Annotated in this window: 11 protein-coding genes; 4 read left to right on the top strand and 7 right to left on the bottom strand. The window is 63.1% G+C overall.

The genetic code is table 11. The annotated features are described in order from the left end of the window. Positions 1-532 precede the first annotated feature (532 nt). The 6 genes from flgF to XdyCFBP7245_RS20860 form a co-directional block, all read right to left on the bottom strand. On the bottom strand, positions 533-1,288 hold the full coding sequence (gene flgF / locus XdyCFBP7245_RS20885; protein WP_005998249.1) for a flagellar basal-body rod protein FlgF: 756 nt from the start codon (positions 1,286-1,288) through the stop codon (positions 533-535). 143 nt (positions 1,289-1,431) lie between these two features. Then, positions 1,432-2,655 (bottom strand): flagellar hook protein FlgE, encoded by a 1,224-nt coding sequence (gene flgE / locus XdyCFBP7245_RS20880; RefSeq protein ID WP_104617317.1) that lies wholly within the window; start codon positions 2,653-2,655, stop codon positions 1,432-1,434. Between the two features lie 31 nt (positions 2,656-2,686). After that, positions 2,687-3,358 (bottom strand): flagellar hook assembly protein FlgD, encoded by a 672-nt coding sequence (locus tag XdyCFBP7245_RS20875; RefSeq protein WP_104617316.1) that lies wholly within the window; start codon positions 3,356-3,358, stop codon positions 2,687-2,689. 37 nt (positions 3,359-3,395) lie between these two features. Then, entirely contained in the window at positions 3,396-3,803 is a 408-nt protein-coding gene (flgC, locus tag XdyCFBP7245_RS20870; RefSeq protein WP_005998243.1) for a flagellar basal body rod protein FlgC, read from the bottom strand. A 3-nt stretch (positions 3,804-3,806) separates the two neighbouring features. Then, positions 3,807-4,208: a flagellar basal body rod protein FlgB gene (gene flgB / locus XdyCFBP7245_RS20865; RefSeq protein ID WP_104617315.1), complete on the bottom strand. Its 402-nt coding sequence runs from the start codon at positions 4,206-4,208 to the stop codon at positions 3,807-3,809. A gap of 610 nt (positions 4,209-4,818) precedes the next feature. Continuing rightward, positions 4,819-5,763, bottom strand: coding sequence for a chemotaxis protein CheV (locus XdyCFBP7245_RS20860; RefSeq protein WP_003482947.1), 945 nt, complete (start codon positions 5,761-5,763; stop codon positions 4,819-4,821). A gap of 395 nt (positions 5,764-6,158) precedes the next feature. Between XdyCFBP7245_RS20860 and flgA the strand changes: the two genes are divergently transcribed. The 4 genes from flgA to XdyCFBP7245_RS20840 all read left to right on the top strand — a co-directional run bounded on the left by flgA (position 6,159) and on the right by XdyCFBP7245_RS20840 (position 9,057). Next, positions 6,159-6,803: a flagellar basal body P-ring formation chaperone FlgA gene (flgA, locus tag XdyCFBP7245_RS20855; RefSeq protein WP_104617314.1), complete on the top strand. Its 645-nt coding sequence runs from the start codon at positions 6,159-6,161 to the stop codon at positions 6,801-6,803. A gap of 66 nt (positions 6,804-6,869) precedes the next feature. After that, entirely contained in the window at positions 6,870-7,181 is a 312-nt protein-coding gene (gene flgM, locus XdyCFBP7245_RS20850; protein ID WP_104617313.1) for a flagellar biosynthesis anti-sigma factor FlgM, read from the top strand. 15 nt (positions 7,182-7,196) lie between these two features. Continuing rightward, on the top strand, positions 7,197-7,529 hold the full coding sequence (locus tag XdyCFBP7245_RS20845; RefSeq protein ID WP_104617312.1) for a flagellar protein FlgN: 333 nt from the start codon (positions 7,197-7,199) through the stop codon (positions 7,527-7,529). A gap of 301 nt (positions 7,530-7,830) precedes the next feature. Continuing rightward, positions 7,831-9,057 carry an ATP-binding protein gene (locus tag XdyCFBP7245_RS20840; RefSeq protein ID WP_104617320.1) on the top strand — a complete coding sequence of 409 codons (1,227 nt, stop codon included), beginning with the start codon at positions 7,831-7,833 and terminating at the stop codon, positions 9,055-9,057. A gap of 135 nt (positions 9,058-9,192) precedes the next feature. On the opposite strand, the gene XdyCFBP7245_RS20835 is transcribed toward XdyCFBP7245_RS20840, so the two are convergent. Continuing rightward, positions 9,193-10,914 (bottom strand): EAL domain-containing protein, encoded by a 1,722-nt coding sequence (locus tag XdyCFBP7245_RS20835; RefSeq protein WP_104617311.1) that lies wholly within the window; start codon positions 10,912-10,914, stop codon positions 9,193-9,195. Between the last annotated feature and the right edge of the window lie 3 nt (positions 10,915-10,917).

Below are 10,917 nucleotides of genomic sequence, written 5' to 3'. Positions count from 1 at the left end.
CTGACGGCAGCCCACGCCGGCTCTCGACACCTAAACTGCCAGATTCCGAACAGATAAGGCTCTTATGCGGCATCCATGCCGCATAAGGTCCCACGCCTACACGCGCGCAAGCACCGCCGGTGTTGGTCGGTGACTGAGATAAACGCGGCGTTGATAGACGTGGCGGTTGAATCAGGTGCCGTGCGTCGACTGATGTCTTCGCTGGGCAATGGGTGCAACGGCTTGGAGCGACGCCATGCGCACTGCGCGTTTGGACCGCGTGCAGCCGGGCAGCTTTCAGGCCTGAAGCCGAGGACGGCAGCTAGGATAAACGCGCCGCAATAACGCGCTCGTCGTGCTTCAATCGGCCAAATGACCGCAATAGTCATCCGCCTGGCGGCGTAGTCGCTTCGGCGATCACGTTTAGGGCATCTGACGGCTGCTGGATGGCCACCAGACAAGCGCATCCGGTGCCTGGAATCGGCAGGTATCGCTGCGTACTCGGGTCCGGCGTGCCGGCCGCACTCGCTTGGCGACCACTCGCCAGGTGTTATTAGCCACTGACCCGCAGCAAGGAATTGGCCGACTGCGCGTTGTCGTCGCCGTTCTTGATGATCTTGACCTGCATTTCGAACTGGCGCTGCAGCTGGATCATCTCCACCAACGCACCGGCGGCATCCACATTGCTGCCTTCCAGCATGCCGCCGTTGACAGTCTTGCCGGTGGCCACCGCAAACGCCTGCGCCGGGTCGGTGCTGGTATTGCGCATCAAGCCGTCCGGGCGTCGCGTCAAACGGTCGGCGGGCGCATCGACCACCTTCATCTTGCCGACGATATCCATCGCCTGCGGGCCTTCGCCCTGCGGGATGATGGAAATGCTGCCGTCGCTACCGATTTCCATTGCCTGGTGCGGCGGGATGGTCATCGGGTTGCCGCCTTCATCCAGCACCGCGTGCCCGTTGGCGGTGACCAACTGGCCATTGGCGGTGAGCGCCAATTCGCCGTTGCGGGTGTAGGCCTCGCTGCCGTCGGGCGACTGCACGGCCAGCCAGCGGTCCTGTTGCAACGACACGTCCAGCGGGTTGCCGGTGACTTTCTGATGGCCCTGGCTGCGATCGAAGCCCTGATCCACGTGCAGCGCATCGATCCGCGACGGATACCCCTTGCCCTGGATCTTGAAGGCCTCGGTATTAGCCAATGCGGCCTTGAACCCCACCGTATCGACGTTGGCAAGGTTGTGCGACACGGTGCTCTGCGCCTGCAGGGAGGCGCGGGCACCGGTCATTGCGACGTAGAGGGCTTTGTCCATTTGACACCGAGAATCGAGAGTGGGAAATCGGGAATCGTAAAAGCGGGATTGCTGGAGACTGGGAGAGGGAGGTAAGGCCGTTGTCCGCTAGACGTGACGCCGGCTCTTACGATTCCCTATTCCCGATTCCCTATTCCCAGCCCTTAACGAATATTGATGATCGTCTGGGTGACCTGGTCCTGGGTCGAGATCATCTGCGAGTTGGCCTGGAAGTTGCGCTGGGCCACGATCATGTTCACCAGCTGCTCGGTCAGGTCCACCGTGGAGGATTCCAGCGAGCCGGATTCGATCTGGCCCAGGTCCGAAGTGTCTGGCGCGCCGGTGCGGGGGGCGCCGGAGGTGTAGCTTTCGGCCCACATGTTGTTGCCCTGCGACTGCAGGCCCTGCGGGTTGATGAAGCTGCTCAGTGCGACCTGGCCCAGCGGCTTGTCGGCGCCGTTGGAATAGCGTGCAAACACCACGCCGCTGGTGTCTATGCTGATTTCGTTGAGCTTGCCGCTGGCGTAGCCGTCCTGGCGGGTGTCGCGTAGTGCGAAGGCTTCGCCGTACTGGGTGGAGCCGCTGACATTGAGCTGCATGTTCAGCACGCCGGCACCGGTGCTGGGGGTGAACGGGTCCATCGCGATGATGCCGTTAGACGGGGTGGTCAGCGACCCGGTGTCGGAGAACTGCAACGTGGTCGGCGCACCGACTGCCGTGCCGTCCACATAGTTGTGCACCTGCCACTCGTTCGGGTTGGCGGTCTTGACGAAGTAGGAGGTCTGCACGTGGCTGACGCCCAGCGAGTCGTAGACATTGATGCCGCCGGTGGAGTGGCTATAGGTCTTGTCGTCGGCCGGGTTGAACGGGGTCACCGTCGGCGCGGTGGCGTTGCCGGGCAGGGTGAAGGCCAGGTTGACCGTGGAGGTCGACTTGGGCGGGCTGTCGGTGGTCAGCAGCTGCAGGTCCGACAGGCGGCCCACGTCGAAGCCATTGCCGCTCGGATTGGGCGCAAACACCTGCAAACGCGCGCCCTGCGGGTTGATCACATAGCCGTTGGAGTCGGTCTGGAAGTTGCCGGCACGGGTGTACATCTTGGCGCCGTTGGACGACACGGTGAAGAAGCCCTCGCCGGAGACGGCCAGATCCAGGCTGCGCCCGGTCGGGTCGATATTGCCCTGCGAGAACTGCTGCGCCACGTTGCTGACCCGCACGCCCGAACCGACCGCATTGCGCGACAGGCCGTAGCTGGTGCTCTGGAACATGTCGGCAAACTCGGCACGCGATTCCTTGAACCCGGTCGTGTTGACGTTGGCGATGTTGTTGGAAGTGACGTTCAGATCGGCATTGGCTGCGTTGATGCCGGACAACGAGGTGTTGAAAGCCATGGATGAGTTCCTTTAAGTGTCGGTTGCCGGCTCAGCTGACGCGGAGCACGTTGGCGAGCGGGGAGGTGCCGAGCCCCGTCAAGTTGAGATACAGGCCGTCCGAGCCGATCGTGACGCTGTCCACCGGTGCATCGACGTAGGTGGATAACTTGCTCTTGGCACCGGCGGTGTCGGTTTGGGTTGCGGTAATGCCGTATTTGCCGGCGGCCATGCGGTTGCCGTTGGCGTCGGTGCCGTCCCAGGCAAACGACACCTCACCGGCGGCGCTGGCCGGCACGCTGAGTTGTTTGACGAAGGCGCCGTTGGCATCGGTGATTTCGAAATTGACGAAGCCGGCCGAGGTCGCCGCGACCACGCCCTTGGCCGAGCCGGTGGCATCGATGGCGACCTGCGCCGACGGCACCAGCACGTTGTGCCCGACCAACGCTGCGCCCTTGAGCACCTGGTCGCTGCTTTGCGCTGCGGAGAAACTGCTGACCTTGGTGTTGAGGTCGCCGATACCCTGCACGGTGGAGAACTGCGCCAACTGACCCAGAAACGCGCTGTTTTCCATTGGTTTGAGCGGGTCTTGATGCTGCAGCTGCTCGGTCATCAGTTTGAGGAAGTCGGCCTGGCCGAGCGATTCCTCTTTCTTCTTCGTCGATGTGGCGCTGCTGGAGGTCAGCCCGAGGCTGGTGTAGAGGTCGCTACCGATCGTGCTCATTGGGAAGGGTCCGTAGGAAAAAGGTCAGCAAGGAGGGTCAGCGACCCATCGTGAGAGTCGCGAGCGCCAGTTCCTTGGCGGTATTGAGCATTTCCACGCCTGCCTGGTAATTGCGCGAGGCGGAAATCATATTGACCATCTGCGAGACCGGGTCCACGTCGGGCGAGAACACGTAGCCGTCGGCATCGGCCAGCGGGTGGCCGGGCTCGTAGCGACGGATCGGCGGCGCGTTGGTGGTGGTGATCTCCTTGACGTTCACCGAGGTCAGGCTGGGGTCCTGACGGCTCTGCTGGGCCTGGAAGATCGGCTCGATCGGTTTGTAGGTCGCCTCGACCGAACCGGCGACCGAGTCGGCATTGGCCAGGTTGGAGGCGATGGTGCTCAGGCGGACCGACTGCGCATGCAGCGCCGAGCCGGCTACATCGAAAATGGGAAGGTTGCTCATGACTTATTGGCCCGTGATCGCGGTGAGCATCGAGCGCACCTTGGATTCGAGGAAGCTCAGCGACGCGCGGTATTCCAGCGCGGCGCGGCCGTAGGCGGCGCGTTCTGCATCGGGATCGACAGTATTGCCGTCCAGGCTGGGCTGGTCGGCCTCGCGGGTGATCTGGAACGGATTGAGCCCGGCGGCGCCACCCACTTCGTAATGCTTGGCGTCGGTGGCCTGCATCAGGCCGCCGTCCTGCACGCCCTGGGCCGACTTCAGCGCCGCTTCGAAGTTGAGATCCTTGGCCTTGTACCCGGGGGTGTCCACATTGCTCAGATTGCTGGCAATGAGCTTCATGCGCTGCTCGCGCAACGACAATGCGTCGCCGTGGACGCCGAGGAAGGACGAGAAGGGATTGGACACGGTGCTCTCCCGCGAAGTGTTGCCAGGGAAGAAGCAATGTTTGTGCCAAATCAGGGGTATGGCGGAACCCGCTGCGCGGGGAGGGCGGTGAAAGCGCCCTGGTGGGGCCTTGATGGGTCAGGGCCGCGCTTTCAGCGAGAAAGGCAAACCTGCAAAGACCGGTTCGGCCCCTCGCGCGCTATCGAAAAACCTTATGCAAGTCCTGTGCGAGGCGCCGCGTGGCTAGCGGCCGCGGCCGGCAACGGTCGGGGCTAGCGGGAAGAGTCAGGTGGCAGCGGCGACCGCTCGCAGCCCTAGAAAGGCGCTGCTTACAACGGATGCAACCGCCTTGGAAATCGAGCGCGTTGCCGAAGATGGCGCGCTGCTGCGGACGATCGTCTTACGTGACGAGATAGGTCGGGAGTTGTGATGAGTCGCTGTTGGCGGTAATTCACGCCAACAGCAGGCTGGCAATCCATCCAGAGCGCGCCGCCAAGGCGGCTTGGGTGTCGCCTGAACTCCTACGCCAGGAGCGCCTGCGAGGCATTCCTTCTTTCTCATTGCCATCGGCACCTGCGGCCGCGCGCTGCGAACGACCCGCCGCCGGCGAACCGGTCAGTCGATCTCTTGCTCAGGCCGCTTCGGCAACCACTTTCAGGCGTGCCAGCACGTAGTCGGCCAGCTCGTGGGCGCTGTACTTGGCCACGAAGGCATTGGCGCCGACCTGTTCGACCATGGCGTTGTTGAACACGCCCGACAAGGAGGTGTGCAGCAGCACGTACAGGCCTTGCAGGCCCGGTGTGCGCCGAATTTCCGTCGTCAGCGTGTAACCGTCCATTGCCGGCATTTCGATATCGGAGATCACCATCGCATAGCGGTCGGCCGGGTTTTCGCCCGACGCGGCCACCTGCAGCAGGTGATCCAGCGCCTGGCGGCCGTCGGACAACAAGGTTGCCGACACCCCCAGCTGGTCGAGCACGCTGCGGATCTGCTGACGCGCCACCCGCGAGTCGTCCACCACCAACACCTGGAACTGACGGTCGTAGGCCACCAGCTGCAGCGACGGGTCCAGCTGCACGTCCTTGCTGACCTTGGCGATGTCGGCCAGCACGCTTTCCACGTCGATCACCTGGATCAGCTCGCCCTGGAACCGCGTCACCGCCGTCAAATAAGTGGCTTCGGCGCCAAGTTCCGGCGGCGGGTGGATATCTTCCACCGCAATATTGACGATGCGCTCCACGCCGCTGACCAAAAATCCCTGGACCGAGCGGTTGAACTCGGCCACCACCAGATAGCCGGGGCCGTTTTCGGAGTGCGAATCGCGTTCCGGGTGGCCGATCGCCAGGCCTAAGTCCAGCACCGGTACCGAGCGCCCGCGCACGTCGGCAACGCCGGCGAACTCGGTGGGCAAGCCTGGCACCTGGAACAGTTCCGGCCGGCGCAGCACTTCCTGGACTTTGAAGACGTTGACGCCAAAAAGCTGGCGTCCGCCCAGCCTAAACAGCAGCAGCGCCAGTCGGTTGTGGCCAGCCAGTCGGGTGCGCTGGTCGATGCGGTTGAGCAGATCGTGGGTCATGTGGCAGATATCGACAGCGCCGCCCGGAAACTTGAGGGCTTTGTGGTTGGCGGAGGGGCGCTGTCTGGATTCGGGAGTCGGGATTTGCGATTCGCTTGGAGGCGGGCATTGGTGATTCGGGAGTGGGGATTGGTTTTGGAGCAGGATCAAGCTCTAAAGCTAAAGCCTGCGCTGGAGCAGGGATCTGGCGATTGAGCCGCGACGGGCTGCCGGACGATGTCCTGGTCTGGGTACCACCACTCACTTGAGTTAGGCGCCCACGCAGGCCCGGCTGCAATCACCGCAACCTTGCAGACATGCAACAGCCCGCTCTAGCCAATCCCCAATCTCCAATCCCGGCAAAAACAGGCACACCGCTTGCATGAGCTTCCGCGTCTTCTTCCGGATCTGGTCCCATGCGCCTGCTCCTGCTTGTTGTTTTGTTGGTGGCCGCCCCAGCCTGGGCCGATGGGTACCAGTCGGTCGATTCCATTCGTGCCGCGGCACTGGCCACGGTCGGTCCGGATGCCGAAGCCGAGGCCACGCTCGATCCGGGGCTGCGCATGCCGGCCTGTCCCATCGCGTTGCAAGCCCAGCCCACCGGCACCAATACGGTCGAAGTGGCCTGCCCGCAGCCGGCCGGCTGGCGCCTGTTCGTGCCGTTGAAGGTGCGCCGCAACCAGGATGTACTGGTGCTGCGTCGGGGCATCAGCGCTGGAGAAACCATCTCGCTGGCCGATATCAGTATCGAGAAGCGTGACGTCGCCCGCATCGTCGGTGCGGTACTGGCCGACCCAGTGGCCGCAGTGGGCAAGTCCGCCCGCCGCGTCCTGCCGGCCGGCTCGCTGCTCTCGGCCAATGATCTGGTGACGCAGCGGCTGGTCCGGCGCGGCGACACCGTCCCGCTGGTGTCGCGCAACGGCGGTCTGGAGGTGCGCATGAGCGGTCGCGCACTCTCCGATGCCGGCGAAAACGAGCGGGTTTCGGTTGAAAATTCCTCGTCCCACCGTGTGGTGCAGGGGATTGTTGAAGCGAGCGGAACCGTTTTGGTCTCCAGGTAGAAATTTTCTATAAAGTTTTTTTTCCGGGTGCCGTTATCCCCTACGACCTGTAGAGGAGTTCCTGACATGACCCAGAAAATCGAAGGCAATCTACCGACCGCTGCCACTCTTCGCACCGCGGCCACGAGCAGCAAGATCGTTCCGGCCGGCGAAGATCGCGCGTCCCCGATTGCAGCCTTACCGCCCACCGACAGCGTCAAGCTGACCGGCGAGGCCACCAATCTGCAGAACCTGCAGCGCGAGCTTTCGCAGTCCTCGGCGATCGACACCGGTCGCGTCCAGGCGGTGAAAGAAGCCTTGCAGAACGGCAGCTACTCCATCAACCCGGATGCCATCGCCAGCCGCATGATGGATCTGAATCAGCAACTGGCGGGTTGATTCCCGACTTAAAGGATGAACGTGAACGAGTTCCTGCAACGTCTCAGCGATGCGCTGGCCGGCGAACGCCAGGCATTACTCGAGAACGACATCGACGGGTTGATGCGGCACACGCAGGACAAGCTGTCGGCGCTGCGCGCGCTTGAAGCGCGAATGCCCGAAGGCGAAGAAGACCGCCTGCGTGAGCTGGCCGAAGCCAACCGCGCCAATGGTGCGTTGCTGGCACGCCGCCGCCGCGAAGTGAACTGGGCATTGCGTCACCTGGGGCGAACCGAAAGCGCGCCCTCGTACGACGCCAAGGGCCAATCCAACGTGCTGCGCGGCGGACGTTCGCTGGCAGTTGCCTGAGCTAGCCCTCCGGCATAGCGCGCACGCAGCTTGTGTGGTGCGCGCAGATGGATGCTTTGGCAAAGCGATGCGGGTTTGCTGCCGTCGAAAAAGCCGGCTGGCAGGTGTGTTGCAATGCCGACAGACAACAGCGCCGTGCAATTACCGTCGTCAGATCACGCACGCGCGCCGATGCAGATCACCGGCCGCGCCCGCCTGGCGGTGCGCACGGTCGTTTTGTTAGCGGCCCCAAGACCAAGCGGCGATGCGGCCGCCCGAGGGTTCGGCGTATATTGAGGCGTCCTTGCTGCCGCCGTGTCCCGTGACCGCCAAGTTTTTTCTCAATCAATCGTTGTTGCCGTCCCCGACCACCCTGCGCGCATTCGGCGACCAGATGCTCGAGGGCGTGTTGCTGTTCCGCGCCGATGGACAGCTGATTCTGGCCAACGCCGTTGCGCGTCAGAGCCTGTGCAAGGAAGACCCCGCCGACGATCGCAATCTTGGCGAGCGGATCTCGCAGGTATTGCCATCGGATGCACTGAATCAGGCGCGCAGCAAGGGCAGCTGGACCGGCAGCTTGCCGGTAGCCGACCGCGTGGTCATCGCGCACCTGTATTACAACGAAGAGCAGGGCGTTGGCCACTTTCTGGCGTTGTTCCACAACATCGAAGGCCAGCAGGATTACGAGCGCGAGCTGCAACAGCGCCACGCCGAACTGCGCCAGGCCTACATGCGCTTGAACGGCGCACAGGACAAACTGCTGCAGTCGGAAAAGATGGCCTCCATCGGCCAGCTGGCCGCCGGCGTGGCGCACGAGATCAATAATCCGATCGGCTATGTGCACTCCAATCTCGGCAGCCTGCAGGAATACCTGCGCAGCCTGTTTACGCTGATCGAAGCCTACGAGCGCGCGCTGCAGGCGCCGGACCCGAAGGCCTTGATTCCGGAGATCGACGAAATCCGCAACCGTGCCGACATCGACTTCATCAGCCGCGATCTGCCGCAGTTGATGGCCGAATCGCGCGAAGGCATCGAGCGGGTGACCCGCATCGTGCGCGACCTCAAGGACTTCTCGTACTCGGACCGTTCCGAGTCGTGGAAGATGGTGGACCTGCATGCAGGCCTCGAATCCACGATCAACATCATCTGGAACGAGCTCAAGTACAAGGTGACCCTGGAGCGCAATTACGCCGAGCTGCCGCTGGTGGAGTGCCTGCCGTCCGAGCTCAACCAGGTCTACATGAACATGCTGCTCAATGCCGGCCAGGCGATTGTCGAGCGGGGTACGATCACCGTCACCACCGGGCGCGACGAAGCGGAAAACGTCTGGATCCAGTTCCAGGACAGCGGCGCCGGCATCGCCCCGGACCTGCTGCAGCGCATTTTCGACCCGTTTTTCACCACCAAACCGGTCGGCAGCGGCACCGGCCTGGGCCTGTCGATCTCCTACGGCATCATCAACAAGCACCACGGCCGCATCGACGTGGAAAGCGTGCCGGGGCAGGGCGCCAGCTTCCGAATCGTGTTGCCGATCCGGCAGCCGAAGTAGCGCTGACGCGTTGGGAATCGGGAGTAGGGAATCGGGAGAGCGGCATGCGCTGGTGCTTTGATTTTGAGGCACGATTTGGCACGCGGAGAGTCAAGCGGTAGATATCTGCTCTACCAATTCTCCATTCCCGATTCCCTATTCCCGGCCGTTGCGTAGCTCGTCATGGGTGCGGAAGGCCTGGCGAATATGCTCGCGCAGTTCGTCGTCGTTCCAGGGTTTGGTCAGGAAGCGGTAGATCGCGCCGCGGTTGATCGCCTCGGTCACCGTGGCAAGGTCGGTGTAGCCGGACAGCACCAGGCGCACGGTGTCGGGGTAGAGCATCTTGACCCGGCCCAGGAACTCGGTGCCGCTCATATCGCTCATGCGCTGGTCCGACAGGATCACCTGCACATCGTTGGTGGCCAACAGGTCGAAGGCATCGCGCACGTTGCCGGCCGCCAGGATGCGGTAGCCGTCGCGCCGGAACAGGCGCACCAGCGAGCGCAGCACGTTCTCTTCGTCGTCCAGCAGCAGCAGGGTGCGGTCGGGGCGGCTTTCGGCGAACGATTCCGGACGCAGATAACGCCGACGCAAGGCCATGCCGGCCGATTCGGCCGACATCGGTTCGCCAAACAGATAGCCCTGGAATATGTCGCAATCGTTGCGTCGCAAAAAGCCCAGTTGCGCCTGCGATTCCACGCCATTGGCGATCACCGTCATGCCCAGCTGGTGACCCATCGCGATGATGGCGCGCGCAATTGCCGCCTCGCGGCTGCCGGCCGGCGCGCTCTTGATAAAGCTGCGGTCGATCTTCAAGCGGTCGACCGGATAACGCACCAACGCGCTCAGGCTGGAATCGCCGGTGCCGAAGTTGTCCAGGCTCAGGCTGATGCCTTCGTTGCGCAGGTTGGCCATCGTCTCGTGGACGAAGTTGACGTTGTTGGTCAACGCGCTTTCGTTGATCTCCAGCGTCACGAACTGCGCCGGCACGCCAGCGGTCTGCAGCATCGCCATCACTTCGTTGAAGAAGCCCGGCCGCAGCAATTGCAGTGTGGAGACATTGACCGCAATGCTGAAATCGTCGAAGCCCTGGTCGCGCCACAGCCGCGCCTGGCGTACTGCGTTCTGCAGCACCCATTCGCCGATCTGCACGATCACGCCCAGCCGCTCGGCTGTGCGCATGAAGCGCTCCGGCACCAGCATGCCCAGCGTGGGCGATTGCCAACGCAGCAGCGCCTCCATGCCGACGATGCGGCCGTCGCGTGCGCTGACCAGCGGTTGATAACGCAGGCGCAGCTCGCCATGCGGGATCGCATCGACGATCTGCCGCGCAATGATGCTTTCGCTATGCGCGTTGGTGGTCGAATTGCGCGTGTACAGGCGCACCGTGTTGCCGCCTTCGCGCGCGGCCTGGTAGCTGGCTTCTTCGGCGTAGTCGAGCAGGATCGAGAGCGAGGTCGAGTGTTCCGGACACAGGCTGATACCGACCTTGCCGGTCATGAACAACGTATATGGCAGTACCGACAGCGGTAATTCCAGCTGCTGACGAATCTCTTCGGCAAAATCCTCCGGAAGCGGCGTGTCGTCGCGGCGCACCGCCACGATGATCATCTCGTCGCTGCCATGCCGCCACAACTTGCCGCGCGTCCCCAGAAATTCTTGCAGGCGGCGTGCCACCAGCGTCAGTGCCTGGTCGCCGACCTCACCACTCATGTTCTCGTTGATCGAGGCAAAGTGGTCGATATCGACATGGAAGATCATCAGCGGTTGGCCACCGGATGCCGCCGCGTCGACCAGATGCAGCAATTCGGGATTGCCTGCGCCCAGGCGTGTCGGTTTGACGATTTCCAATCCGGGCGGGATGACAGGGCTCCACATGAC

Origin of the sequence: Xanthomonas dyei (assembly GCF_002939865.1) — a bacterium.
In the GTDB taxonomy this organism is placed as follows: domain Bacteria; phylum Pseudomonadota; class Gammaproteobacteria; order Xanthomonadales; family Xanthomonadaceae; genus Xanthomonas; species Xanthomonas dyei.
Note: the sequence above shows the minus strand (reverse complement) of the source record. Positions and strands in the feature narration are given on the sequence as shown.

Excerpts from the sequence above, each read along its gene's own strand:
- flgC (WP_005998243.1), bottom strand. The coding sequence starts at position 3,803 with ATGAGCAACCTTCCCATTTTCGATGTAGCCGGCTCGGCGCTGCATGCG.
- flgM (WP_104617313.1), top strand. The coding sequence starts at position 6,870 with ATGACCCAGAAAATCGAAGGCAATCTACCGACCGCTGCCACTCTTCGC.
- XdyCFBP7245_RS20860 (WP_003482947.1), bottom strand. The coding sequence starts at position 5,763 with ATGACCCACGATCTGCTCAACCGCATCGACCAGCGCACCCGACTGGCT.
- flgA (WP_104617314.1), top strand. The coding sequence starts at position 6,159 with ATGCGCCTGCTCCTGCTTGTTGTTTTGTTGGTGGCCGCCCCAGCCTGG.
- flgF (WP_005998249.1), bottom strand. The coding sequence starts at position 1,288 with ATGGACAAAGCCCTCTACGTCGCAATGACCGGTGCCCGCGCCTCCCTG.
- XdyCFBP7245_RS20875 (WP_104617316.1), bottom strand. The coding sequence starts at position 3,358 with ATGAGCACGATCGGTAGCGACCTCTACACCAGCCTCGGGCTGACCTCC.
- XdyCFBP7245_RS20835 (WP_104617311.1), bottom strand. The coding sequence starts at position 10,914 with ATGTGGAGCCCTGTCATCCCGCCCGGATTGGAAATCGTCAAACCGACA.
- XdyCFBP7245_RS20845 (WP_104617312.1), top strand. The coding sequence starts at position 7,197 with ATGAACGTGAACGAGTTCCTGCAACGTCTCAGCGATGCGCTGGCCGGC.
- flgE (WP_104617317.1), bottom strand. The coding sequence starts at position 2,655 with ATGGCTTTCAACACCTCGTTGTCCGGCATCAACGCAGCCAATGCCGAT.